Genomic DNA, 26,704 nt, shown 5'->3' on the forward strand with positions numbered 1-26,704 from the left:
GAATTCTTGCGGAAAACGATTGGAAAGTATTATCTTTGTATCCCTGTATAACAATCCATAAATTACATTATGAGCACCAAATATGTTTTTGTGATGGGAGGTGTAACCTCTTCCCTAGGGAAGGGCATTATTTCCGCTTCAATAGCTAAGTTACTACAGGCAAGGGGTTTGTCAGTTACAATTCAAAAGTTTGACCCCTATTTAAATGTAGACCCGGGTACACTCAATCCATACGAACATGGTGAGTGTTATGTAACTGAAGATGGTGCCGAAACAGACCTTGATCTGGGGCACTACGAGAGATTTCTCAATGTGCAGACTTCAAAGGCAAATAATGTCACAACAGGCAGAATATACCGCTCTGTTATTGACAAAGAGAGACAGGGTGCATATCTAGGAAAAACCGTTCAGGTTATCCCACATATAACAGATGAAATTAAAAGAAGAATGCTTCTTCTGGGTAAAACCGGAAGGTATGATGTAATCATAACCGAGCTGGGAGGAACTGTAGGTGATATTGAGTCGCTTCCCTTTGTTGAGGCTGTTCGTCAGCTTCAGTGGGAGTTGCCCGATGAAGACTGTATGGTAATACATCTTACTCTTGTTCCATACTTAAGTGCAGCTAAAGAGCTTAAAACCAAGCCAACACAGCACTCTGTCAGAATGCTCCAGCAGAATGGAGTTCATCCGGATGTTATTGTTTGCAGAACTGAACACCCTCTTCCAATGGATATAAGAAGAAAGGTGGCTCTCTTTTGTAATGTAAGACCAAATGCAGTTATTGAATCTATTGATGCTAAAAGCATATACGAGGTTCCACTTACAATGTACAGGGAGAAGCTGGATGAGCTGGCACTAAGAAAATTCAAAATGGATGCCATTGACAAGGCCCCAGAGTTGGATAAATGGAAATCTTTCCTGGAGAGATTATTCAATCCCAAAGAGAGTGTTGAAATTGCACTGGTTGGAAAATATGTTGAATTGCAGGATTCATATAAGTCAATACTGGAATCTTTTATTCACGCCGGAGCACAGAACGAATGCATAGTTAATGTTCACTCCATACACAGTGAATATATCAATGAACAAAATGTTGCCGAGAAACTCTCCGGAATGGATGGTATTCTTGTGGCACCAGGATTTGGTGAAAGGGGTATTGAAGGTAAGATTACTGCTGTAAAATTTGCCAGAGAGAATAAGATTCCTTTCCTCGGTATATGCCTTGGCATGCAAATGGAAGTGATAGAGTATGCAAGGAATGTTATTGGCCTTGAGGATGCAATGACTACAGAGATCAAGACAAATGCAAAGAGTCCTGTTATAGACCTTATGGAGGATCAGAAGTCTATGACAATTAAGGGAGGTACAATGAGGCTTGGTGCCTACTCCTGCTCTATTAAGGAGGGATCTCTTGCACACAGAATATACGGAAAAACAGAGATTTCAGAGAGGCACAGACACAGATACGAGGTTAATGATGTATATGTAGATACTTTTGAAAAAGCCGGACTTATTCCAAGTGGCCGCAACAGTGAAACCGGGCTTGTTGAGATTATGGAGCTTGATAACCATCCGTTTTTCATTGGAGTTCAGTTCCACCCAGAACTTAAAAGTACCCCGGAAAATCCACACCCTCTGTTTGTTGCATTGGTAAAGGCTGCAATTAAAAAGAAATTATCTTAAATTAGCTTAGATGTGCAGGAATCTCCTCATATTATTTTTAGCTCTTCTCACGGTGCTCTCACCAATGACAGCCTCCTGTCAGCAAACAAAGAGCTCTTCATTAAAGGTGAAGGTGCTGGAGAACATCCCTCACGGGACAAACATCTATACGCAGGGTCTTTTTATTGATGGAGATATTCTGTATGAAAGCTCAGGTCAATATGGAAGTTCTTTCTTCAGAAGCGCAAATCTTAAAACAGGACAAACTATAAAGACATTCGCCCTCCAGTCAAATTACTTTGCGGAGGGAGCCGTTATGCTGAATAACAGAATATATCTTCTAACCTGGATGGAGAGAGTTGTTTTTGTTATTGATAAAAATACATTTAAAGAGATAGGCAAACTTAACAATCCCAGAGAGGGATGGGGCCTTACATCAGATGGGACACATCTGATTATGAGCGATGGCACTCATAATTTGTACTTCAATGACCCTATGAATTTTATGACAAAAAAAATTCTTGAGGTAAAACTAAATGGTAAGCCTCTAAAGCAGCTTAATGAACTTGAATGGATTGAGGGAGAAATATGGGCAAATGTCTACATGACAGATACAATAGTCATAATTAATCCTCAAACAGGCAATGTCAGGGCAACCATTAACTGTTCCGGCCTTTTACCGGCATCTCTCAGAAGCCCGAGAACAGATGTTCTCAATGGTATTGCATACGATAAGACAAACAAGCAGGTTTATCTAACCGGTAAATACTGGCCAAGGATGTTCAGAGTCTCTGTTCAGTAATTTTTGTTCCTCATCTCCTCCCCGGTCAACCGCAGCCCCTCCGGAACTTTTCCTCCTCATCCGCTTCGCTTCTTCCGGCGGAGGTTCCTTCGTCCAAAAGGTATCCCTGACCCCCTCCCCAGTCAACCGCAGCCCCTCCGGAACTTTTCCTCCTCATCCGCTTCGCTTCTTCCGGCGGAGGTTCCTTCGTGTCTCGGTTGACCGGGGAGGGGGTGTGGCAATCTTTTCACAGGGTTTAAGGGTTTGCGGCTGAAACTTTGTACTTGTGCCGCTATAACGAACAGATAGAAAACAAGTTATAGCCGTACAAATCAGCCACTGGCCCGCACGGTTCTCCCAAAATCATCTGCCGAATGGCCAACTCTGGCCTGGCGGGCGGGTATCCGCCAAGCCTCACGCCAATTCACCGTCTCCCGCCAAGTTTAAAAGGTGCTTTGCAGTTTATACGGCCGGTTCCCGGCCGGTTATCCGTCATACCCGCACCTCTTTAACGAGAAGATAAATAGTATGTTACAGCCCCACGGATCTGCCGGGGAGTGGGATTCATTAGACTTCTGTTAAGAAAGAGGTTTCTCTGCTCTGATAATGTGTTTTTTCCCTTTAGGGCCACGAAGCCGCTTCACCTCAAACCCCGATTCTCTTAAAGCCCTTTTCACAATTCCCTTTGATGAATATGTTACAAGAATTCCACCAGGTTTCAGGGCTCTGAACAGCTCTTTGAAGATTTCATCACGCCATAATTCCGGTTGAGTTTCAGGAGAAAATGCGTCGTAGTATATGATGTCAATACTCTTACCGGCGATCTTTGGAAATGCATCTTCAAACGAGTTCTCAACTTTTTCAAGTATCATCTTTTCACATAGGGTTGTAATTTCATTCCATGGAGAACTGTGAATGTTTTTGCAGATGGACACAGACTCTTTATTTCCGGGAAAGAGAGATGGGTAATCAAGCAGCTCAGCCTCATCAATCGTAACAGGAAATTTTTCTACAGCAATGTAGTTTATACTATTCATCTGAAGATGATTGTCAAGTTCAATGGCAGTGAGCAGACAGTTGAGACCTGTCCCTAATCCCGCCTCAAGAACAGCAATATCTGACCTTTCGGGATATTTGGAAATGTAATATTTAAGACCCTCACGAATGAAGATGTGCAGACTCTCTGAGAGAGCTCCGTGAACGGAGTGGTAAGATTCGTTGTAATCTTCAAGTGTTAATGTATTGGACCCATCTTCGCTTGTGGTAACTCTTCTTCTCATAGTAAAGTATATATAACGGATGCAAATTTACCTCTTTAACTCTATTTTTTTTATCTTTGCGGGATAGTCAAAGTAAATAAAGATAAAAATCATATAGATGGCACTATTTAATGCTCTGCTAAAAAAGTTCTTTGGAACAAAGGCAGAAAGGGATCTAAAAGAGATCAACCCCTACCTGGCCAAGATTCAGGAGGCATATTCCAGATTCGACAGCCTCTCAAATGACCAGCTGAGGGGAGAGACCGCCAGATTAAAAAAAGTAATTTCTGACAGGATATCTGTTGAGGAGTCAAGAATTTTAGAACTCAAAGGTAAACTTGAGGATGTAATGATAGATGTCTCTGAAAAGGAGGCTCTTGCTACAGAAGTTGATAAAATTACAAAAAGAATTGACGAGAAGATAGAGGAGGTTTTACTTGAAGTTTTACCTGAGGCTTTTGCAATCGTTAAATCAACTGCAAGAAGATTTAAGGAGAATGAGAAACTTGAAGTAACTGCTGCCTCTCTTGACAGAGACATAGCCGCAAAACACGATTATGTGGAGATATCGGGAGACAAAGCAATATGGAAGACAAGCTGGATGGCCGGAGGAAACATGATAAAGTGGGACATGGTCCACTATGATGTTCAGCTGATTGGTGGTGTTGTTCTTCACCAGGGAAAAATTGCCGAGATGGCGACAGGAGAGGGTAAAACACTTGTGGCTACTCTGCCTGTATTTTTGAATGCGCTTGCGGCAAAAGGTGTTCATGTAGTAACTGTAAATGATTATCTCTCCAAAAGAGACTCGGAGTGGATGGGTCCTCTCTACCAGTTCCATGGTTTAAGGGTTGATTGTATTGACAAGCATGAACCAAACAGCGAGGCCAGAAAATATGCTTACAAAGCAGACATCACATTTGGTACAAACAATGAGTTTGGCTTTGACTATCTGAGAGATAATATGGCAATAAATCAGGAGGATCTGGTTCAGAGAAAACATCACTATGCTATTGTGGATGAGGTTGACTCGGTTCTTGTTGACGATGCCAGAACACCCCTGATTATCAGCGGACCTGTCCCAAAAGGAGATGACCAGCAATTTAACGAATACAAACCTTTTGTTGAGAGAATATACAGCGCACAGAGAAATCTGGTTACTCAGCTTCTCAATGAGGCTAAGAAAAAAATCGCTGAGGGAGACGAGACAGAAGGGGGTAAACTATTATTGAGAGCTCATAAAGGATTGCCAAAATACAATCCTCTTATTAAATATCTGAGCGAACCGGGTATTAAACAAATTCTGGGCAAAACAGAGAACTTCTATATGCAGGACAATAACAAGCAGATGCATATAGTAACAGACGATCTCTATTTTATTATTGAGGAGAAGCAGAAATCTGTAGAACTGACTGATAAAGGGCACGAACTCATTTCAAAAAGTGTGAGTGACAGCAAATTCTTTATCCTGCCTGATATTGGATCTGAAGTAGCCGAGCTTGACAAGAGGGAGATGAGTCCGGAAGATAAGCTTGCAGCAAAGGATTCCCTTCTTGCGGATTATGCAATCAAGAGCGAAAGAGTCCATACGGTTAATCAGCTCCTTAAGGCATACACAATGTTTGAGAAAGATGTTGAGTATGTTGTTTTAGATAACAAAATAAAAATTGTAGACGAGCAGACAGGCCGTATCCTCGAGGGAAGAAGATATTCAGATGGATTGCACCAGGCAATTGAGGCAAAGGAGATGGTTAAAGTAGAGGCAGCAACACAGACCTTTGCAACTATTACCCTTCAGAATTACTTCAGGATGTACCATAAGCTTGCCGGTATGACCGGTACTGCTGAGACAGAGGCAGGTGAGTTCTGGTCAATTTACAAACTGGATGTAGTTGTTATTCCTACAAACAGGCCAATAACCAGAAAGGATCAAGATGACCTTATTTACAAAACAAAACGGGAGAAATATAACGCCGTAATTGAGGAGATTGTTAATCTCACAAAGGCAGGCAGACCTGTTCTTGTGGGAACAACATCAGTTGAGGTATCTGAGCTCCTGAGCAGGATGTTAAAGATACGAGGCATTAAGCATAATGTCCTCAATGCAAAGCAGCACGCCAGAGAGGCAGAAATTGTCGCAGAGGCGGGTCAGCCATCGGCAGTGACCATAGCAACAAATATGGCCGGTAGGGGAACCGATATTAAACTCGGCCCAGGGGTTAAGGATGCAGGTGGACTTGCAATTATTGGAACTGAGAGACACGACTCAAGACGGGTTGACAGACAGCTGAGGGGACGTGCGGGAAGACAGGGTGATCCGGGAACTTCAAGTTTCTTTGTATCTCTTGAGGATGATCTTATGCGTCTGTTTGGCTCTGAAAGAATAGCTGGGCTGGTTGACAGAATGGGGCTTAAAGAGGGAGAGGTTCTTCAACACTCAATGCTTTCAAAATCAATTGAAAGAGCACAAAAGAAGGTTGAGGAGAATAACTTTGGAATCAGAAAGAGGCTGCTTGAGTACGACGATGTTATGAACTCTCAGAGAGAGGTTATATATACAAGAAGGAAAAATGCTTTAAATGGCGAGAGGATTGATGTGGATGTTATAAATATGATTAACGACTACTGCGAATCTCTTGTAGCAACACACCATGGTAACTCAGATTACGAAACATTCTCACTGGATGTTATACGACAGCTGTCAATAGAGCCCGGAGTTGACGAAACAACATACAATAAAGAGTCTCTGAATGTAGTTACAGATGCATTTATTGACAATGTTATGCAGGTATACAAACGCAGGGTTGATTCGCTTGTTGAGAGGGCCTGGCCAATAATGAAGCAGATATATGAGACTCAGAGTGCGACTTTTGAAAATATCGCTGTTCCTGTAAGCGATGGAAACAAAATTATGCAGTTAGTTGTTAATCTTAAAAAGGCATATGACAGCAATGGAAAGGAGCTGGGAAAGGCTCTCAACAAGATGATCACTCTGCTTATGATTGATGAACACTGGAAAGAGCACCTGAGAGAGATGGATGATCTTAAACAGTCTGTTCAAAATGCAACATACGAACAAAAGGATCCTCTTCTGATTTATAAATTTGAGAGTTTCCAGCTATTCAAAGGAGTTCTGGACAAAGTTAGCCGGGATGTACTTGCATTCCTGCTCAAGTCTCAGATTCCTCTTTCAGAAAAACGCGAACCTGTAAGTCTGAGAGAGGAGCAGAAGAGAAAGACAGACCTCAGCAGAATGCAGACATCAAGACAGGATTTGGCAGCCTCCTCCGGAGAGCCAAAAACTCAGGCTCCGGTTCATGTAGAGAAGAGAGTGGGCAGAAATGACCCTTGTCCTTGCGGAAGTGGTAAAAAGTTTAAGAATTGCCACGGTGCCAATAGTTAGTGTTAAATTTAAAAATTAGTCCAATGTTTGATTTAATAGTTATCGGTTCCGGCCCGGGCGGCTATGTTGCAGCAATCAGAGCATCCCAGCTGGGAATGAATACCGCAGTAATTGAGAGAAGTGAACTTGGAGGAATCTGTCTAAACTGGGGTTGTATTCCCACAAAAGCTCTTCTTAAGAGTGTACAGGCCCTCCATTACGCTACGCACTCAGCCGATTATGGTTTTGAGATAGAGGGTAATGTAAAGGCAGACCTGACAAAAATAGTTGAGAGGAGCAGGGGAGTCTCTGCCAATATGAGCAAGGGGATTGAATATCTCTTTAAGAAGAATAAAATTACTGTTATACAGGGTCATGGTAAGATTCTGGCAGCGGGAAAGGTTGAAGTTACCGCAAACGATGGTTCCAAATCAGAGGTTGAGGCCGGAAATATAATAATAGCAACAGGAGCAAGAGCAAACTCACTCCCTTTTGCTCCAATTGACGGTAAAAAAATTATCTCATACAGGCAGGCACTTGTCCCTGAAAAACTTCCGGCAAGTATGGCTGTAATTGGTTCCGGAGCAATTGGAAGTGAACTGGCCTATTTCTACCGCTCAATGGGTTCTGAAGTCCATCTTGTTGAATATCTTGACAATATTGTTCCACTGGAGGATGAAGAGGTTTCAGCTCAGCTTAGCAGATCATTCAGAAAGATGGGTATTAAAGTAATGGTCTCCTCTCAGGTTAAATCTGTAGATACATCAGGAGAACTATGCAAACTAACTGTTGTGACTAAAAAGGGAGAGGTTATAGTTGAGGCTGAGCAGGTTCTTTCAGCAGTTGGTGTAATACCTAATATTGAAAACCTTGGACTCGAAGAGCTGGGAATTAAAACTGAAAGAGGAAAAATAACGGTTGATTCAGCCTACATGACAAATGTAGAGGGGGTTTATGCTATAGGAGATGTTATTGCGACACCTGCCCTTGCGCATGTGGCCTCCGCAGAGGGCATAAACTGTGTTGAACATATTGCAGGACTAAACCCACCTTCAGTTAACTACGGTAATATTCCGGGGTGTACCTACACTACTCCTGAAATTGCCTCTGTTGGGATTACTGAAAAAGCTGCAAAGGAGAAGGGGCTGGATATTAAAGTTGGTAAATTCCCATTTACCGCCTCCGGGAAAGCAGCAGCAGCAGGCGATAAGGATGGTTTTATCAAACTGATTATTGATGCTCAGTCTGACAAGGTTTTAGGTGCGCACTTCATTGGTGCAAATGTTACTGAGATGATTTCCGGAGTTGTAGTGGCACGCAATTTGGGAGTTACTGCCCGTGATTTAATTCATTCAGTACACCCTCACCCGACTATGAGTGAAGCTATAATGGAGGCTGCCGCAGCATCTCACGGAGAGGTGATACATATTTAAATATTTGTTTTATGGCAAAAAACGAAGTAGTTCCCCAGATTAATGAGGTAAACAGAATTGCCGGCGGAACCGAATTGAGAGGTACACTGGTGACAACCAGCGATATCAGAATTGATGGTTTTTTTGAAGGTAAGATTCAGACAAGGGGTAAGGTTGTAATTGGAGACAACGCCCAGTTTATCGGAGACCTCTTTTGCGGCAGTGCCGATATTTGGGGAAGGATGGAGGGTAATCTTGTTACCGGCCATCAGGCAGGCTTCAAAAGCAAAGCAAAATTTGAGGGGGCTCTTCAGTGCAACAGAATCTCTATTGAGGATGGAGCCACATTTAACGGAACTTGCAGAATGATAACAGAGGATGAGTACAACCAGATGGTTGAAAAATACAACAGTTCTGCAAGGAAAAGTAAATAAACAGTTACGAAAAAAAAAGAGAGGCTTACTTAATTGAGCCTCTCTTTTATTTTATAATTATTTCTCTCTGAACTATTTCTTGATACCAGCTCACCCAGAAAGCCCGCCAGAAACAGTTGCATACCTATTATCAGAGCAACAAGGGATATGTAAAAGAGAGGCTGGTCAGTTACCTGTCTGAATTTTAGTCCGCTAGCCTGAGAAATAAGTTTGTCTGCCACAAGGTAAACAGCTGTAACAAACCCAAAGAAAAATGTAAGTGTCCCAAAGGTGCCAAAAAAATGCATTGGTCTTTTTCCAAATTTTGAGAGGAACCAGAGGGTTATAAGATCCAGGAATCCGTTTACAAATCTGTCCATTCCAAATTTGCTTTTACCAAACTTCCTTGCCTGGTGCTTTACAACCTTCTCTCCAATATTTCTGAAGCCTGCAATCTTTGCCAGATAAGGGATGTATCTGTGCATCTCACCATATACCTCAATGTTTTTTACAACCTCTTTGCGGTAGGCTTTTAATCCGCAGTTCATATCGTGCAATTTAAGGCCCGTAACCCTTCTTGCTACTCTGTTGTATATTTTTGAAGGTATATTCTTTGCAAGTTTGTTGTCTTTTCTTCTCTTTTTCCATCCGGATACAAGATCGTAGCCCTGGTTAACAATCATCTCGTATAACTCAGGAATCTCTTCTGGATTATCCTGTAAATCGGCATCCATTGTAACAACCACATCGCCTTTAGCAGCCTCAAAGCCAACGAAAAGGGCCGGCGATTTACCATAGTTTCTGCTGAATCGTATGGCAGAGATTGTTCTGTATTGTGAGGATTCTCTCTTTATTACCTCCCAGGAGTTATCTGTGCTACCATCGTCAACAAGGATGATCTCATAAGCCAGTTTTTGAGAAGATAAAGCTCTTTCAATCCAGGAGAGAAGTTCGGGAATTGATTCCTCTTCGTTGTAAAGCGATATGACTATTGATAAATCCATTATTGAAGAAAAATTTAAATATTACTGGGCAAACATATCACCCTTTTTTGTGTAATTCGCAACGATTGCAGAGACAATAAGACCAAAGATAGTATAGTATATAAGTGAAAAAACAAATGCAAGCTTTGGAAGATGCTCCATGACTCCAAAAATTGCCTCTGCTCCTTCAGGGTTTGATGACTCCATTGTTTGTGCAACCATCTCCATTTGCGATGTAGTTGCTTCAGGAAAGAGGAATCCCATATGAAGGAAAAGATAGGCTGCACATATTACAGAAGAGAGCAGGCAAAGAATTGCGCCAAAATTGAACCCCTGTTTAAAAGTAAAGGTTTCAAAATGTTTGCTGTAATCTTTTATGAAATAGTATACCAGATAAATGCTGAGTACCAGCTTAACAATCCAGATTAAAATTCCAATAAAACCTGGCATTTGTGGGAAAACAGCCTGTAAAAGAGTTGCCAAAATGGTAACCAGTGCAAGGATTAGTGCGTTCTGGGCAGCTATGCTCCATTTATTGCTTTGCATAATTTGTTAGATGTTAGGTTTTTGTAAAATTAGTGGTGATTTCAAATTTAGATAAAATTCAGCACTATCCAAAAATAATGAGGATTAGAAAAATATGTTTAAATTTGCGAGATTATTTTGAGACCATACATATTTATTATGATAAACATTACTTTCCCGGACGGCAGCGTTAGGCAGTACCCAAAAGGAGCTACTCCTCTGGATATTGCAAACGGCATCAGCCCAAGACTGGCGGCTGAGGTGCTTGCAGCATCCGTTAATTCTAAGGTTGTGGAGATAACAAGACCCATCAACGAGGATGCTACAATCAAACTGCACAAATGGGAGGATCAGGAGGCAAAAAGTACCTTCTGGCACTCCTCCTCTCACCTTATGGCTGAGGCTCTTGAACTTCTTTATCCAGGTATTAAATTCGGAATAGGTCCATCAATTGAGACCGGATTTTATTACGATGTAGACACGGGAGATAAGAGCATTACGGAGGGTGATCTTAAGAGGATTGAGGAAAAGATGCTGGAGCTTGCAAGAGAAAAGCAGCACTTTGTAAGGAGAGAGGTTAGCAAGGAGGAGGCAATGAAAACCTACTCTGAGAAGGGTGACCAATACAAGTGCGAACTCATAAAAGACCTGGAGGATGGCACAATATCATTTTATACTAACGGTACCTTTACTGATTTATGCAGAGGACCCCACTTAGGTGATACATCTGTAATTAAAGCTGTTAAACTTACATCTATAGCAGGTGCATACTGGAGAGGAAATGAGAATAACAAGATGCTTACCCGTATTTACGGAGTGACATTTCCTCAGAAAAAGATGCTTGACGAGTATCTTCTGATGCTGGAGGAGGCTAAGAAGAGAGACCACAGAAAACTTGGAAAGGAACTTGAACTGTTTGCCTTTTCCCAGAGAGTAGGACAGGGATTGCCTTTATGGCTTCCAAAAGGTGCTATGCTTCGTGAAAGGCTGGAGAATTTCCTTAAGAAGGTTCAGAAAGAACACGGTTACCTCCCTGTTATGACTCCTCATATAGGGCAAAAGGAGCTATATGTTACCTCCGGTCACTATGCAAAATATGGCAAAGATTCCTTTCAGCCAATACACACACCACAGGAGGGAGAGGAGTTTCTTCTTAAACCAATGAATTGTCCTCACCATTGTGAGATATATAAAACCAAGCCAAGATCCTACAAGGATATGCCTTTGCGTCTGGCCGAGTTTGGAACAGTATACAGATATGAGCAGAGCGGTGAGCTTCACGGACTAACCAGGGTTAGAGGATTTACACAGGATGATGCCCATATATTCTGTCGTCCTGATCAGTTAAAAGAGGAGTTCATAAAAGTAATTGATATTGTCCTTTACATATTCAGAACCCTTGATTTTAAGGATTACACAGCTCAGATATCACTGAGGGATCCGGAAAACAGAGAGAAGTATATTGGATCCGATGAAAACTGGGAGAAGGCCGAGAGTGCAATTATTGAAGCTGCCAGAGAGAAGGGTCTGAATACAGTTGTTGAACTGGGCGAGGCTGCATTCTACGGACCAAAGCTTGATTTTATGGTAAGAGATGCTATTGGAAGAAAGTGGCAACTGGGTACAATTCAGGTGGATTACAACCTTCCGGAGAGATTTGAGCTGGAGTATGTTGGTGCTGATGACAAAAAGCACAGACCTGTAATGATTCACAGAGCGCCATTTGGATCAATGGAGAGATTCATAGCGGTTCTTATTGAACATACAGGAGGAAAATTCCCGCTTTGGCTATCGCCAGAGCAGGCAGTGATCCTTCCTGTAAGTGAAAAATATAATGATTACTCCAAAAAAGTTGCAGATTTTCTAAATAATGCCGATATTCGCGCCTCAATTGACGATCGTAACGAAACTATCGGCAAGAAAATCAGGGAGAATGAGCTCAAGAGGGTTCCATTCCTCCTTATTGTTGGTGAAAAGGAGGCAGAGAGTGGCACAATTTCTGTCAGGAAGCAGGGAGATGGAGATAAGGGTGCAATGAGTATGGAGGAGTTCAGGCAACTGATTGAGAGTGAGATAAAAAGACAAATTGAGTAATAACTAAAATAGGAGGACAAATTTATCGCTACACCTTTTAAACCTCGGCCGGGCGGATTCAAACCGAATTCGCAATCATCGGGACCAAGAAGAGATGCCCACGGAAGGTATCCAAACAGCGGCCCGAAAAGAGATGACGGACCACGCGTAAACAATGAAATTTCGGCACCAAATGTTAGGGTTGTCGGAGATAACGTTGAGAATCAGGGAGTAGTTTCACTGAGAGAGGCGTTGGCAATGGCAGAGGCGCTGGAACTTGACCTTGTTGAGATTTCACCAAATGCAGACCCTCCGGTTTGCAAGATTATTGACTACCAGAAGTTCATCTACCAGCAAAAGAAAAAGGCAAAGGAGATGAAGGCTAATGCCAGTAAGATAGTTATTAAGGAGATAAGATTCGGACCAAATACAGACGAACATGACTATCAGTTTAAACTGAAACATGCTCAGTCTTTCCTGGAAGAGGGTTCCAAAGTTAAAGCTTATGTTTTCTTCAAAGGAAGGTCAATACTCTTTTCTCAGCAGGGGGAAAAATTGCTTCTTAGATTTGCTCTTGAACTTGAAGAGTACGGTAAAGCAGAACAGCTTCCAAAACTGGAGGGTAAGAGGATGATTATGATGCTCTCGCCTTCTAAGAAAAAATAGAGAATTTATTTATAAACTTTAAAATAAAGACAATGCCCAAAATTAAAACCAACTCCGGTGCCAAAAAGCGTTTTCAGCTTACCGGATCGGGGAAAATCAAGAGAAAACACGCTTATAAAAGCCACATTCTCACCAAAAAGACAACTAAGCAAAAGAGAAATTTGACCTACTCGGCTCTTGTTTCAACATCAGACGAGAAGAGAATCAAAGCATTACTTGTTGCATAGTACAATTTATTAACCAGGATGCACAGCAGAGAAAGTTTCTCATAGGAGGAGAGCGCTGACATTCGCAAAACAAAAAAGAGATGCCAAGATCGGTAAATTCGGTAGCTTCCAGAGCTCGCCGTAAAAAAATTCTTAAGCTCACCAGAGGTAATTTCCTCGCAAGAGCAAACGTGTGGACCGTAGCTAAAAACACGTACGAAAAAGGTTTAACATACGCATATCGCGACCGTAAAACCAAAAAGCGCAATTTCCGCGCACTATGGATTCAAAGGATAAATGCAGCAGCAAGAGAGCACGGAATGAACTACTCACAGTTCATTGGCAAACTTGCAAAGAACAATGTAGGTCTTAACCGCAAAGTTCTTGCAGATCTCGCTATGAACAATCCACAGGCATTTGAAGCCATCATCAACTCTGTAAAATAGTAGAGCCTTGAATATAAAAAACATAATAAGTAACAAGTGGTTCAGATTTTCAATCTGGGCCATCTTATACTTATTGTGGGTCATATGGTTTGGTAACTGGTGGTTCTTGCTTGGTCTGGCTGTGATATTTGATTTATTTATCACAAAAAAGGTTAAGTGGGCCTTCTGGAAAAAAAGATACAAAAAGGGAGAGAAAAGAAATGGCTGGCTTGACTGGCTGGATGCAATTATTTTTGCTCTTGTGGTCTCCACATTTATTAAAGCCTTCTTTTTTGAGTCTTATATGATTCCAACCTCTTCAATGGAGAGGTCTCTGTTAACCGGTGACTACCTGTTTGTAAGCAAACTAAGGTACGGTCCAAAGGTTTCTCAGACACCAATCTCCTTTCCGCTGGTTCACAATGTGATGCCGGTTACAGGAGGAGAGTCTTATGTTGAGTGGATTTCAAATCCATACAGAAGACTTAGAGGGATTACCTCAGTGAAGCGTGATGATATAGTTGTCTTTAACTTCCCTCACGGAGACACTGTTCTCAAAGGGGCACCAACGGATGACTATTACACTCATGTCAGACTTAACGGCAGGGAGTATACACATAAAATGTACGGTCCTGTAGTTGTCAGACCTGATGACAAAAAAGATCACTATGTAAAGAGGTGTGTTGCCATAGCCGGCGATTCACTTCAGATAGTGAACGGAAAGGTAATTGTTAACGGGACTCCTCAGCCGGATTACCCGGGTATACAAAGTACCTATACCGTTTTTACTAACGGAACACAAATTAACCAAAGGATATTTGACCAGCTTGAGCTGAATACCGGAGAGATTTATTTTGATGCATCAATGCCGGGCTACCTCTCGCTTCCATTAAACGAGAAAGAGGTTGGTACCATCTCCTCTCTTGCCAATGTAGCAGAGGTGAGACCTAACATTGATATTTACCCGCCGGATTTTCCGGACTCTCCGCTTCTTATCTTCCCTTTTAAAGATACATTTAAATGGACAAAAGATAATTATGGACCATTATGGATTCCAAAAGCCGGTGTAACAGTTAAACTGGATCAAGAGAACCTTCCTCTCTACAGCAGAATTATTTCTGCATATGAAAAGAACACCCTTGAGGTAAAGGATGGACAAATTTTCATTAACGGAGCAGAGGCAGATTCATACACATTTAAGATGGATTATTACTTTATGATGGGTGATAACAGACACAACTCCCTGGATTCAAGGTACTGGGGTTTTGTTCCGGAGTCACATGTCGTGGGTACACCTTCGGTTATATGGTTTTCCAAGGATAACAACAAGTCTTTCCCTAAGAATATCAGGTGGAAGAGGATTTTTAAATTTGTGTAAATATTTTGGAATATATAAAAAGATTCACGATATTTGCAACGCTTAAAAAGGGCACATCAAGAAATTATAAAAAGTATATATAAGAGATGGCAAGAGTTTGTCAAGTTACAGGAAAAAAGAGAATGATAGGAAACAATGTTTCCCACTCTAAGCGCCGTACAAAGCGCGAGTTTGCCCCAAACCTCCAGAACAAGCGTTTTTGGCTGGAAGAGGAGCAGAGATTCGTAACTCTCAAGGTTTCGGCCGCAGGGATGCGTACAATTAATAAAAACGGTCTGAGCGCTGTGCTCAAGAAATCAAAGGCCAATGGTTTAATTAAACTTGTTTAATACTGAATTAAGATGGCAAAAAAGTCAAATAAAAACAGAATACAGGTTATTCTTGAGTGCACAGAGCAGAGAGAGAGCGGTATCCCCGGAATTTCCAGGTATATCACTACCAAGAATAAGAAGAACACTACTCAGCGCCTGGAGCGCAAGAAGTATAATCCTTTCCTTAAAAAGGTAACTTTACACCGCGAGATTAAATAATATTTAAAAATTTTCAGAAATGGCAAAGAAAGCAGTTGCATCATTCGGCGGCGGAAAAGGAGCATCAAAGTCAAAAGTTAAGTGCATCCGTATGGTAAAATCTACCCGTGGCGCTTATGCCTTCCTAGAGGAGATGGTTCCAACCGAGGCAGCAAAAGAGTTCTTCGAAAAGAAATAACTCATTTTTATAAAAGAATCAAGGGCAGTTCAAAACAATTGAACTGCCCTTTTTATCTTATCTTTTTTATAAGCAATATGTCACATATCTCTTTTTTATCCTTGTAAGTTATATCAGTACTTAATTTATCAACTATTGAAACAGCATATTTGTTCAAAAAATCACCATCATAAGAGGAGATGTATTGCTGAGTCTTAAATCCTTGAGATATCTCTGCCAACTTTAGCATGCTATTGATAATATCAATATTTGCAAATATTTCTATTGTCTCATAAGGAGCCGGAATATACCACATTTTTGAATTTTCTACAGTCTTCATTTCAATAAATGAGTCAGATAATCCGGATAATTTATTGATTGAAAGGCACCATTTAAGTGCAGGAAAGTTAGCAAGCAGGGTGTTTTGAGTTTTTACATAGTTTTCTAGAGCAGCACAATTATATAACCCATCGGAGAGGTTATCAGAAGGAGTGTCTGAGTATTCCAAACTCCATAAAGTTTTATTTGAAATTCCATAAACAACTGAACAATACTCGGAACTTCCACTTTGATCTGTCAATGGAATACCAATTTTATTATCAAGCCTATATACTACTCCAACAGGATTAGTATTATTATCATTATAATACAAATCTCCAATTACAAAACCTTCATGAGACAGAAAGAGACCATCTTTTTGCTGGTAAATATTATTTTCATTTGAAATATTCTTCCAGTTAGGCAGATTCTTTAGAGACAGTGGTAGCGGACCATGGAAGTAGTTAAAAAAGAGTTGGAGATACTCTAATTTTTTTAATGTTGCAATTTGTACCGGAATTTTCCCTGAAAGATTATTAGCTCCTAATCCAAGGATTTTAAGGTTTTTTAAATCAGCTATCATAGGAGAGATCTCCCCTGAGAGTTCGTTATTATCTAAAGCTAAATGTTTAATAGAGTATAGACTCCATAATTGAGACGGAATATTCCCATACAGCCCGCAAAATCTCATGGATAATAGCTGAAGATCAGATAACAAGGCGATTTCTGTAGGAATAGTTGAGTTAATTTGGATGTTGTCTAAGGCCAGCTCCTTTAGTTTTGTCATACCAATACATGCTTTTTTTAAATCAAAAACAAACTTGTTATTGCTGAGTGACAATGTTTCTAGTTCTCTGAGCTGATAAAGTTCATCAGGAAATTTCTCCTCGAAATGGTTATTGCTGATGATGAGCTCTTTTAATTTATACAGTTTTGAAATGGAAGAAGGTAGTTCTCCTCCCAATTCATTGGACCAAAGTTTTAAAGAAGTTAATTCTGTTAGACCAGATATTTCAACTGGTATTGTGCCTTTAAGATTGTTATTTGACAGATCAATTTTAACTACATCAACTCCGTTTGTCTCAAGTCCATACCACTCCCGAAATGGTTTCTCACTATTCCAATTGGTGTTATTCCTCCAGTTGTCACCATTGGTTGATTTATATATTGCACTTAATATTCTCTTGAGTTTGAGCCTTTTGGTTGACTGTCTAAGGATAACTGTATCAATCGGGATGTTGTAATTATCTGAAAATATAACTTTGGCCTCTCTCTCAATATCCATACTTAAAGGAGCTATTAATAACGAATATTTTATTTCAGTGAGAGCTTTTGTTGGCTGAAGTTCTATCCATCCGCCACCACCGTCAATTGTCATACTGCAACTTTTATTAGTTTTAACGGGAATTTCCACTAAAGCACCATATTCCGAGCACTCAATTATAGTGTCCGTTATTAAAAAAATAGTTGCTGCCTCCTGGTGAACACTAATTTGTTTTTCTATATCACCAGCTCTTATGCTTATGATGTGAGATCTCTCTTTATCAAGTTCGTTAATTTTAATATCGATTTTAACCACAGAGCTACCTCCATCTCCAGAAGAGGGATTGACACTTAGCCATTCCGGAAGATCACTCTCGATACTCCATTTGTAATTACTCGTTAAAATAACTTCACCGGTATAATTACCGGGGCCGGTTTCAATTAATTCATTACTAATGTTTAGAATAAAGGAAATTGGTTTGGTCGTACAACTGTTTAGCAGCACACAAACGAGATATAGTATAAATGAGTTTTTTATGATTTTATTCATAGTCTCAATAAATAGCTGGCGTGAAATGATAGTATTGATTGGTCGTAAGAGCCATAATATGAATATCTGCAACTAATACCAATTTTTTCAATAAAGAGATATCCTAAACCAAACATAAGACCAAATCCATTGAACCCTCCTAATGTTTGACTTAACCCCATTTCAGTCATGATTCCGGAAAAGGGGGTGTATGTTGCAGAAAGACGAAGATTATAGAATACTTTATTTACAATATTGTTATTAGATGTTTGTTGATATCTCACATTAAACCGGCTTATTCCAGCGGCTGATGATATATATATCTTACGACTTAAATGATAATTTGCTAAAAACTCAAGGGAGATGCCTGAATTTTTCACATGAGAATCGTTATTATATGCTACAACCCCATATCCTGCTCCAATCCCTATTTCCCACAATGCTTTCTTTTTCACCGCTGGATTTTTTATGTTTTTAGTAAGGTTATTATGTACTAATTTAGAATTACTATCCGTTAAAGGTTTAGTGTTTAGTTCATGTAAATTCCTAGTGATTGTTTTAATATTGTATAGGAAATTTAAATCATCAATAATACCATTTTTTTTGAATTTTAATAAAATTAAGCCTTCAGATTCCGCAGCAGAGAACTTTAACCTTGATGAATTATAGAGGCTGTCAAATGCTAAGACCTTAAATGGCATTTTCTTCCATATATTCATAAGTTTTTGCTTTGTATAATCGTCAAATATTTGATCAGGAAATATAGGATTATCGCCTGTGTTGAACGCCTTGTTTAACTCATTGGTAACAATGGTCAAATTTGCTTTTTTAATAAATAAATTTAAATCTGAAGATATTGTACTATGTTGAGAGTAGACAGTAGAATGATATCCAATCAACAATAAAAACACAATTGAATATTTGAGTTGATGCATGAATAGAATAACATAAATTCACAACTGCAATATAATAATTGTAATAATTAAAAATGCTATTTTTGTTTAAAAATTTGTAATAACTATGTGTATTAACGCTAAGTACCCTGAAATTAATGAACTAATCAGGATTGTTGAACAGCGTTACGGGGCAAAAATCAAGACAACGGTTGATTTTAACTGTCTCTCTGCAGAAATCTCCTTTGCTACAAAAAGAGTTATTAGTTCTTCAACTCTAAAAAGGATATGGGGATATGTTGATTACAACTTTACGCCAAGGGAGACAACACTTGATGTGCTTACAAAATATGTTGGGTTTTCTGACTATGTTAATTTTACAGAGACCATTAAAAAGAGAGGGTGTAATACATCAATGTTTATAACTGAATGTAAACTTGATTCTTTGTCTATAAATTTTGATGCCAAGATTAAAATTACATGGTTTCCCAATAGATTGGTAATTTTTAGAAATATTGGGAATAACTCTTTTATCGTTGATAAATCTGTAAATTCCAAACTTCAGGAAGGAGATATCTGTGAAATAGATGCTTTTACAAAGGGGCACCCGCTGTTTATCTCTAACATTAAAAGAGGTGAAAGTGATTTAATGGGATTTATTGCTGGAAGAGAGAAGGGGCTGGAAGAGGTTAGTATCATAAGATAATTTATGGATGAAAATTCTGTTTCCGGATTTATTGATTATCATCAAGGGGTTAGCAAATCCTTCTCTCAAAAGGATTGTTACAAACTAGTAAAGCTCTTAAACAAAGGGGCAGGCTACTCATGTATTTCACTTTGCCGTAGAAACGGAAAGCTTTTTGCAGCCAAATCCATTAAGCCTGAATTTAAAAATAATCCAATTTACGCTTCGCTATTGGAAAAAGAGTATGATATAACCTTCTCTCTTGATCACCCCAATATCTGTAAAACTTATGATTACACTTTTATTGAAGAGCTAGGTGTTTCAATCATAATGGAGTATGTAGACGGCCTTACGCTCAGAGATTGGTATGAGAGTGACAGTATTGATGAAAAATTTTTATTCAAATTCCTCTCAGAGATATGCAGTGCAATGGAATACTGTCATAAAAGACAGATAATTCATAGAGATATTAAACCTGAAAATATAATTATTACCAATAATGGTAATAATGTTAAACTTATTGACTTTGGCTTCTCTGATTCGGATTCATTTGAATTATTAAAAAATCCTGCAGGGACAAAATACTACGCCTCTCCAGAACAGCTGAGAGGAGAGATATTGGATCAAAGATCTGACATATATTCACTTGGGATAACATTATCATCCATTACTTCACAAAAGAGATATCATGCTGTTTTTAGAAAGGTTATCAAGGGATGTGTCTCTCCTGATAAAGAGAGAAGATTTTCAAGTGTGACGCAGATCTCTTCCATCATTGAAAGCTATAATAAGACCCGTAGACACGGCAATAATATTATCGCATCTACTTTACAAACCATTCTCGTTATTATTTCCATTGTTGTTTTTTATATTTTCTACAGTAACCTCACGCACAATAACAAAGAGAGCTCCTTTCCAGAAAATGCGATTATTACCAGAAAAGATTCAATTGCAGGTATTTCGAATACTATATCAGAAAATAATCTTAAAGAGTTTAATCTGAAAGGAAGCCATTCGGTTTCAGAATTAAGTGTGGCGGAAACCTATTTTGAGTGCTACAAAAAAATTGATGAGTATCTTAATAAATTTTCAGAAACTTTAAGAGAAAGGTATGATGTAAATATAGAGGAGAAGATTCCAAATTTCTCAAGGGATAGTATAAAAGCTTCAGAAGAGATGAATATTATCATAAAGAGGTTATACAGCATATTCCCCTCAGGAGCTGGTAATAGTTTTTCCGAATATATTGAGAGAAGCAGCTCATGGGCCGCACTGGCTTTGAATAAGACAATTAATAGTTTCAGAGCCGATTATTATACCGCTTTTGCAAATAAAATATCCGATAGCTATAATAAGTCGGAAGAAATAAATCAATTTTCATCACCCCATGATTGGTACAATTATAAATATCCTTCAGTGGCCAAGTATAATCTGGAACAGATTATGTTTCACTTCTGAACCTGATTGAACCTTTGTTTTCGCACAATTGCAAAAGTAGTTATTAATTTTTGCTTAAATTTCGTAATTCCTGGATTATACCATTACAATATTTACTGAAGATAAATAAGTAAACTAAATACCAGATGAAAAAGTCATTACTAATTTTATTAGTCTTGATAGGCTTTGGACTAAGTGCGGGTGCACAGGATGCTATAACTATCCCTGAAGGTGCGCAGATACAATCATTGCGCAATGATGGGAAATCGGAATTGTATATACGGGGCTGTGATGACGGATTGAGACTGGACGATATGAATAACTTGTATGGTGATTATTGGCGTTTCTATTTAGTCGGTACGGTTAGCAGCCTCTTGGATGTCACAGTAAAACCTTATGCTACGACGCAAAAAATAGCACTGAGAAAAGGCTGTGGGTATGTAGCACGCTACAATAATGGTGGCGGTGATATTTTTGTCCGCATTTACATTACAGAAATGGTGGTCAATAAGTCAGATGAAATTATCGGGGCAACTATTCTTTATCAAACAGGTTATCTAAGCCGAGATGAGATAGAGCGGGCAAGAGTGGAAAGAGAGGAGAGGGAAGCCTCCAAGATATTTTGGAACGGTGATGCAGTACCCTACCCCTTATTGCGTAAAACATTACTTGCTAAGTTTGACTCCGATAATGACGGTAAGATAAGCCGATTGGAGGCATCTAAAGAGACCTCTCTTGTAATTAACACAAAGGAGTATATGAGGATTGATCAAACCGGAATCGGCAATTTAACGGGATTAACCTCACTTATATTTAATAAAGCGAATATATACGGAGAGATTATCCTAGCTTTACCCAATCTGCGGCGGTTTACTATAGTTGATAATGAACACGGAGTAAAGAGCATTGATTTATCAGGCTGCGTAAATCTGGATACCGTAACAATCTCTAAACTATCTATAGATAATATAAACCTGAGAAATTGCAAGAAACTGAGACATTTGGAATTTACCTCACAATATTATAGTTATATTAACGAGCAATTGAATATATCCGGCTGCACAGCTTTAGAGGAAATTATCAGCTACTTTTGTGTGCGAGGTAAGGTGTTGAATGCTTCGGGATGTACATCTCTAACAAGTTTCTACACTATGGAGTTTAATGAAATAAATCTATCCGGTTGCAGTAATTTGGAAAGATTCTTTTGGGATAAAGTTGGTACAGATGGATATACGCTGTCAAAAATCAATCTTGACAGGTGCTTTAAATTGGAAAGTATACACTTGCGCAATAGTAAAGTCAATGAACTAAAATTATCTGATTGTAAGGAATTAAGCTCTTTTGAACTGGACTCTTCCGCTGTAAAAAATTTAGACTTGTCTGATATGAAGCATCTATATCAGTTATCATGCTACAATGGGGATTTAAAAACACTAAATGTTTCCGGCTGTGACAGCCTTAGGTTTATATTCTGTAACGATAATAAAATCGAATCCATTAATCTTACAAATTGCCGTAATCTTACAGAGTTATTTTGTCACAGAAATAACTTAAGGGCATTAGATGTATCCGATTGCGATTCGCTGAAAATTTTATGTTGTTACAGAAATCCACAATTAACAGCTCTTGATGTTACTCATAACCTAAAATTGGAATGGATTCAGTGCTCCAATACAGCTATACAAGAATTGGATATAAGTAGATCGGAAACAACCGAGTGGGCAGATAGCGAATGGGGAGAACCAATTAAGGTTCCTGGAGCCCTGCAAGGCTTTAAAACATTGTGGATAAATGAGAATCAGAAAGTGGAATTTTATGAGTATGAGGACAGTGTGTACAAATCAGTATTCAAACCTATGAAAGATAAAAATTTTGATAGAACCAAGTTACTTGTAAAAAGATGGGATGAATCAAGACAAGAGTATGTAAACGAATCTTCTCAGAAAGATTTTAAAGCCAACTTGGAATTTAAAATCAAAGTACGCAATTAAACCCATTTAAAATCTTTGATTATGAATAGTAGCGAATTTATTTGCAAAATGTGCTCACAATCAAAATTATCTAAAGATGGTTTACGGGCATACTGCAAAAAAACAGGCAAGGGAGTCTCTTCCATGTCGGTTTGTGAGTGGTTTGCCCCTTATGAGACTTTAGAGAATATAGTTTTGCCTGTAAATAAATATCCAAACCTTACACTCTTCACCTTTAACGGATGCGGGGTGGGTTTTTCCGGAAAGTTTAACAGATCCGGTTATGCATATGATACCGTAAGGTATGTAAAGGTGTTATTTTTGCCTGTTATCCCTATTGATGCATACAGGGTATATAACCTTGGGCTCAGCAATAACTCTCCGGTTATAAGGGAGTTTATTGTAATAGATAAGATACCTCTAAAATTCTTATATATCCGCAAAACACTGACAATAACAATCAGTATTGTCGTTATTATTCTTTTATTGTGGGCTCTCTTAACATTTATGATCACAAGAGGAACCCTAAATTGAATTGACCGTAATTTAACTTTTTTGAATGGGAAGGTTCTATAGTTGTATTTAAACTCTACTTAATTGAGGGTTGTATACTGGGTGCCATGCTTACGCGTGATATATCAATTTTGTATTAACATTAGAAAAATTAATTACGAATTAAGAAATGTATTCATTACTATCTTACTTCGTATAAGAGCACTCCTTATGTCTGATATTCAGATTATGTTTCACAACTGAACCTGAATGAACCTTTGTTTTCTTACAATTGATAAAGTTGATATATAACTTTACTTCACTCTCATATTACTAGAGTCTATTGTATGAAAAGCCTCAAATTCCGTGTTAATTCAAATTATCGATTAGTAATCGTCTTTTTTTTCACACTCTTTATGCCACTTTTTTATGGTTGTGCTGTTGGCAAAAGAACGACTGAAGTAATGAATGCCTGGAACGGGAGAAACATCTCTGAAGTAATCCAATCCTGGGGACCGGAAACAAGAACCTCCTCCGATGGTAAAGGAGGTATCATATACACATGGATAACAACATGGAGTAAGATTGCTTATGTTGATACAGGTGGAACTTATCAACCTCCAAGAAATTTAAGTTGCCGTCAAAGTTTCTATGTAAATAGAAATGGGATAATTTATTCTTGGCAATGGTAAGGTAACTGTCGGTAGAGATTATAATTTGAACAGAATCAATTTTTACGAGTTATGAATTTTTTTAAGATCTTAAGAGTATCTCTCTTTTTGTTAGTTTGTATTGTACTTCAAATAGAATATATTCAGGTGATTGCACAAAATAATGTTTTAATAAATCAATTAGAAGAGAGAAATAAAAATGAACCCTCAAATCTTGATATAATTATTCAGCTTGCCAAATTGTATTATGATATTGACGGAATGATGCATAATGTTATTTTTTATGCTGATAAGGGTCTAAAAATTGATCCGGGTAACAATATTCTTTATGATCTGAAAATAAAAGGATTAATGAATATTGAGGAGAATAACAAAGCAATTTCGTTTATAAATTCAAACATAAGAAGAAAGGGTACTCCTTCTAGTTTAGATATTTTGAGGAGAGGTCAGTGCAAATTTAATTTAGGAAATAAAACAATGGCTCTTGAGGATTTTCAGTATGCTTATTCTCTTGATCCGAAAAATACTGAAATCCAATTTGCACTTGGGTATACTAAAGCAATTATAGCGGACGATAAAAACTTCTCTAATAAATACATTGATATGGCTCTAGAGAAGATTAAGAGTGGTGATAGCACTCTCTTTTTTAACAAGAATAATCTGGCAGATATCTATTACCGAAAAGCATTAAATTTAGAGAGAGAGGGTAACAAAGATGTTGCTGTAAAGTATATTGAAAAATCACTTGAACTTAATCCTTATAATCCCGATTCAAATATTTGGAATGGACGGCGAGATTTATTAGCCCACAGGTATCAATCGGCTATATATTATTTTGAAAATGCCATATCTGAACAAAACAGAGCATATAAGAGGTCGGATATTATGGGTTATATTGCTCTGTGTAAGTACTATATTGCGATATACAGACAAGATAGGTCATACAGATTATCAAAGGATGAGGCTTACTCTGCATTGATGAGTGCAGTGAATTCCGGTAATAGGTTTGGCGCCGTCTATCTTTTTTTAGGAAGGTTGATTTATGAAAAGGGAGGTGTTAAAGAAGCAGCAGATTTTTTTGCCAAAGCTATTGACAATGAATATAATGAACACGAGCAAAGCAAAGAGGCGGTTGATGGATGGTCTTTTCACACATTTATATCATATTATTATAGTGATGCACTGAATTATTTGGAATATAATGAAGAGAAATAGATTAAACATTTAATAAAATTATAAACATTTAATAAAATTATAAACATGCATAAGGATATTATCAATTGCTTACTATCTGTAATTGTTGTTACATTTTGCACATTGGAGTTGACTTCGCAAAACAGAAGCTGGGATTACAAAGGAGACTGGTCATGTATAAAGATAACTGAACCCTATGTTTATGTCAGAGTTGTTAGAGTGGGACCAGAAGAGGCAGGTCTCTACGGTGTTGAAAGGGCAAACGGAGAGGTTCTTATTGAACCGAAATATGACTACATCGCTTATTTTGATCCTAATGGATTGTCTGTAGTGCAAAAACAAAATAAGTTTGGTTATGTAAACTGGTTAGGAGATGAGATAACCAGAATTGATTATGACAGACCAAGATGGTGGGCTGATGATTGGAGATTTGTTAAAAACAGATCAGTCGTACGAAGAGGAAATAAATTTGGCTACATAGACAAAAACGGTAAAGAGGTTATTCCATTAAAATATACATTTGCAATTCCATTCAATAACTATGGAACTTCAGTTGTCTATACCGGAGATGCTGAAGTAGACCATAGCTTTGACGGGAGACCCAAGAGTTGGGAGAATTTGAAAGCAGGCGTAATCGATACTTCTGGGAACTATATTATAAGACCTGACCAATATGTAAGTATCTGGAAAGGGATTAATGATCATTGGGTTTGTTATAATCCGGATAAAAAGATAAGCTTTCTGAACCAGCAAGGGAAATTACTCCTCGCCTCAGATTTCAGCAATGCAGAAATTGTCTCTCACAGATACTATCTTGTGTCAAAAATAATCGGGCATAAGTATAGTAATTATGGGGTTATTAATAAGGATTTTTCAGTGATTATTCCGCCAAGTTATGATATGATACATCCATACGAATTCTCTGATGGAAAAATCATTTATATGTCAAGAATTAAATTCTCAGATAAGTATGTAATCTATTTTATTAACGAGAATGGCAGTTTACTTACATCCAAAAAGTATTTTTTTAAAAATATGGCAGGAGGATTTATAAACAGTATTTATGATGGTATGTGGGGTAACAGGATGCAGGTAGTAGTGGATGAAGATGATAAATGCGGATATATAGACATAAATGGATTTGAAACTATACCTTGTCAATATGATGCAGCAGAAAATTTTAGCAGATACAGCGGCTTAGCAGTTGTTTCAGATAAGTCAAAAAAATTTGGAGCAATTAATAAAGAGGGAAAACTAATAATTCCATTTAAATATGATAGGATATACAATGTGTGGAGAGATGGGGATAATTTACAGGTAGTGAGCTATATAGATGGGAACCCTGTGTCGGTTTATCTTGATTGTAACGGAAACGAACTATAGATTTTAAGACAATTTAC

25 protein-coding genes and 1 pseudogene are annotated in these 26,704 nt (G+C 38.5%); 20 read left to right on the forward strand and 6 right to left on the reverse strand.

The window, feature by feature from the left end; translation table 11 throughout:
* Positions 1-69: 69 nt before the first annotated feature.
* Positions 70-1,683 carry a CTP synthase gene (locus U5907_10525; protein WRQ33000.1) on the forward strand — a complete coding sequence of 538 codons (1,614 nt, stop codon included), beginning with the start codon at positions 70-72 and terminating at the stop codon, positions 1,681-1,683.
* 10 nt (positions 1,684-1,693) lie between these two features.
* Complete coding sequence (locus tag U5907_10530; protein WRQ33001.1) at positions 1,694-2,464, forward strand: glutaminyl-peptide cyclotransferase; 771 nt, start codon at positions 1,694-1,696, stop codon at positions 2,462-2,464.
* 25 nt (positions 2,465-2,489) lie between these two features.
* Here the strand turns inward: U5907_10530 and U5907_10535 are convergent, their stop codons facing one another.
* Complete coding sequence (locus U5907_10535; protein WRQ33002.1) at positions 2,490-2,621, reverse strand: hypothetical protein; 132 nt, start codon at positions 2,619-2,621, stop codon at positions 2,490-2,492.
* 400 nt (positions 2,622-3,021) lie between these two features.
* Positions 3,022-3,723 (reverse strand): tRNA (5-methylaminomethyl-2-thiouridine)(34)-methyltransferase MnmD, encoded by a 702-nt coding sequence (gene mnmD, locus U5907_10540; protein ID WRQ33003.1) that lies wholly within the window; start codon positions 3,721-3,723, stop codon positions 3,022-3,024.
* 97 nt (positions 3,724-3,820) lie between these two features.
* Between mnmD and secA the strand changes: the two genes are divergently transcribed.
* Genes secA through U5907_10555 form a run of 3 tightly spaced genes read left to right on the forward strand, consistent with a single transcriptional unit; the run spans position 3,821 to position 8,930 of the window.
* Positions 3,821-7,105: a preprotein translocase subunit SecA gene (secA, locus tag U5907_10545; GenBank protein ID WRQ33004.1), complete on the forward strand. Its 3,285-nt coding sequence runs from the start codon at positions 3,821-3,823 to the stop codon at positions 7,103-7,105.
* Between the two features lie 23 nt (positions 7,106-7,128).
* Positions 7,129-8,517 (forward strand): dihydrolipoyl dehydrogenase, encoded by a 1,389-nt coding sequence (gene lpdA, locus U5907_10550; GenBank protein ID WRQ33005.1) that lies wholly within the window; start codon positions 7,129-7,131, stop codon positions 8,515-8,517.
* A gap of 11 nt (positions 8,518-8,528) precedes the next feature.
* Positions 8,529-8,930 (forward strand): polymer-forming cytoskeletal protein, encoded by a 402-nt coding sequence (locus U5907_10555; GenBank protein WRQ33006.1) that lies wholly within the window; start codon positions 8,529-8,531, stop codon positions 8,928-8,930.
* A gap of 29 nt (positions 8,931-8,959) precedes the next feature.
* On the opposite strand, the gene U5907_10560 is transcribed toward U5907_10555, so the two are convergent.
* Positions 8,960-9,913, reverse strand: a complete 954-nt coding sequence (locus U5907_10560) for a glycosyltransferase family 2 protein (protein ID WRQ33007.1) — start codon at positions 9,911-9,913, stop codon at positions 8,960-8,962.
* Positions 9,914-9,934: 21 nt separating this feature from the next.
* Entirely contained in the window at positions 9,935-10,438 is a 504-nt protein-coding gene (locus U5907_10565; protein ID WRQ33008.1) for a DUF4199 domain-containing protein, read from the reverse strand.
* A 138-nt stretch (positions 10,439-10,576) separates the two neighbouring features.
* Here U5907_10565 and thrS point away from each other — a divergent pair, with 138 nt between their 5' ends.
* The 8 genes and pseudogenes from thrS (at position 10,577) to U5907_10605 (ending at position 15,873) form a co-directional block, all read left to right on the forward strand.
* Positions 10,577-12,511, forward strand: a complete 1,935-nt coding sequence (thrS, locus tag U5907_10570) for a threonine--tRNA ligase (protein WRQ33009.1) — start codon at positions 10,577-10,579, stop codon at positions 12,509-12,511.
* 144 nt (positions 12,512-12,655) lie between these two features.
* Positions 12,656-13,156: pseudogene (gene infC, locus U5907_10575) on the forward strand (translation initiation factor IF-3).
* 32 nt (positions 13,157-13,188) lie between these two features.
* A complete protein-coding gene (gene rpmI / locus U5907_10580) occupies positions 13,189-13,383 on the forward strand; it encodes a 50S ribosomal protein L35 (GenBank protein ID WRQ33010.1) in 195 nt (64 codons plus the stop codon).
* Positions 13,384-13,463: 80 nt separating this feature from the next.
* Positions 13,464-13,808: a 50S ribosomal protein L20 gene (rplT, locus tag U5907_10585; GenBank protein ID WRQ33011.1), complete on the forward strand. Its 345-nt coding sequence runs from the start codon at positions 13,464-13,466 to the stop codon at positions 13,806-13,808.
* A 7-nt stretch (positions 13,809-13,815) separates the two neighbouring features.
* Positions 13,816-15,165 carry a signal peptidase I gene (gene lepB / locus U5907_10590; GenBank protein WRQ33012.1) on the forward strand — a complete coding sequence of 450 codons (1,350 nt, stop codon included), beginning with the start codon at positions 13,816-13,818 and terminating at the stop codon, positions 15,163-15,165.
* Between the two features lie 86 nt (positions 15,166-15,251).
* The gene (gene rpmB / locus U5907_10595) at positions 15,252-15,494 is read left to right on the forward strand and encodes a 50S ribosomal protein L28 (GenBank protein ID WRQ33013.1); all 243 of its coding nucleotides are present in this window, start codon (positions 15,252-15,254) and stop codon (positions 15,492-15,494) included.
* A gap of 12 nt (positions 15,495-15,506) precedes the next feature.
* Positions 15,507-15,695, forward strand: coding sequence for a 50S ribosomal protein L33 (rpmG, locus tag U5907_10600; protein ID WRQ33014.1), 189 nt, complete (start codon positions 15,507-15,509; stop codon positions 15,693-15,695).
* 19 nt (positions 15,696-15,714) lie between these two features.
* Complete coding sequence (locus U5907_10605) at positions 15,715-15,873, forward strand: DUF4295 family protein (GenBank protein ID WRQ33015.1); 159 nt, start codon at positions 15,715-15,717, stop codon at positions 15,871-15,873.
* Positions 15,874-15,925: 52 nt separating this feature from the next.
* Here the strand turns inward: U5907_10605 and U5907_10610 are convergent, their stop codons facing one another.
* Positions 15,926-17,983, reverse strand: coding sequence for a BACON domain-containing carbohydrate-binding protein (locus tag U5907_10610; GenBank protein WRQ33016.1), 2,058 nt, complete (start codon positions 17,981-17,983; stop codon positions 15,926-15,928).
* Positions 17,980-18,780, reverse strand: a complete 801-nt coding sequence (locus U5907_10615) for a hypothetical protein (GenBank protein ID WRQ33017.1) — start codon at positions 18,778-18,780, stop codon at positions 17,980-17,982. The genes U5907_10610 and U5907_10615 overlap by 4 nt, the downstream gene beginning before the upstream one ends.
* 202 nt (positions 18,781-18,982) lie before the next feature.
* Here U5907_10615 and U5907_10620 point away from each other — a divergent pair, with 202 nt between their 5' ends.
* From U5907_10620 to U5907_10650, 7 genes are all read left to right on the forward strand, one after another.
* The gene (locus U5907_10620; GenBank protein ID WRQ33018.1) at positions 18,983-19,561 is read left to right on the forward strand and encodes a hypothetical protein; all 579 of its coding nucleotides are present in this window, start codon (positions 18,983-18,985) and stop codon (positions 19,559-19,561) included.
* A gap of 3 nt (positions 19,562-19,564) precedes the next feature.
* Complete coding sequence (locus U5907_10625) at positions 19,565-20,998, forward strand: serine/threonine-protein kinase (protein ID WRQ33019.1); 1,434 nt, start codon at positions 19,565-19,567, stop codon at positions 20,996-20,998.
* A 125-nt stretch (positions 20,999-21,123) separates the two neighbouring features.
* Complete coding sequence (locus U5907_10630; GenBank protein ID WRQ33020.1) at positions 21,124-22,968, forward strand: hypothetical protein; 1,845 nt, start codon at positions 21,124-21,126, stop codon at positions 22,966-22,968.
* Positions 22,969-22,989: 21 nt separating this feature from the next.
* On the forward strand, positions 22,990-23,481 hold the full coding sequence (locus tag U5907_10635) for a hypothetical protein (GenBank protein WRQ33021.1): 492 nt from the start codon (positions 22,990-22,992) through the stop codon (positions 23,479-23,481).
* A gap of 305 nt (positions 23,482-23,786) precedes the next feature.
* Positions 23,787-24,131: a hypothetical protein gene (locus U5907_10640; protein ID WRQ33022.1), complete on the forward strand. Its 345-nt coding sequence runs from the start codon at positions 23,787-23,789 to the stop codon at positions 24,129-24,131.
* A gap of 51 nt (positions 24,132-24,182) precedes the next feature.
* Positions 24,183-25,325, forward strand: coding sequence for a hypothetical protein (locus tag U5907_10645; GenBank protein WRQ33023.1), 1,143 nt, complete (start codon positions 24,183-24,185; stop codon positions 25,323-25,325).
* Positions 25,326-25,370: 45 nt separating this feature from the next.
* Positions 25,371-26,687: a WG repeat-containing protein gene (locus tag U5907_10650; protein ID WRQ33024.1), complete on the forward strand. Its 1,317-nt coding sequence runs from the start codon at positions 25,371-25,373 to the stop codon at positions 26,685-26,687.
* The last annotated feature ends 17 nt before the right edge of the window (positions 26,688-26,704 follow it).

The sequence above is a fragment of the Bacteroidales bacterium MB20-C3-3 genome (assembly GCA_035609245.1).
In the GTDB taxonomy this organism is placed as follows: Bacteria; Bacteroidota; Bacteroidia; order Bacteroidales; family UBA932; genus Bact-08.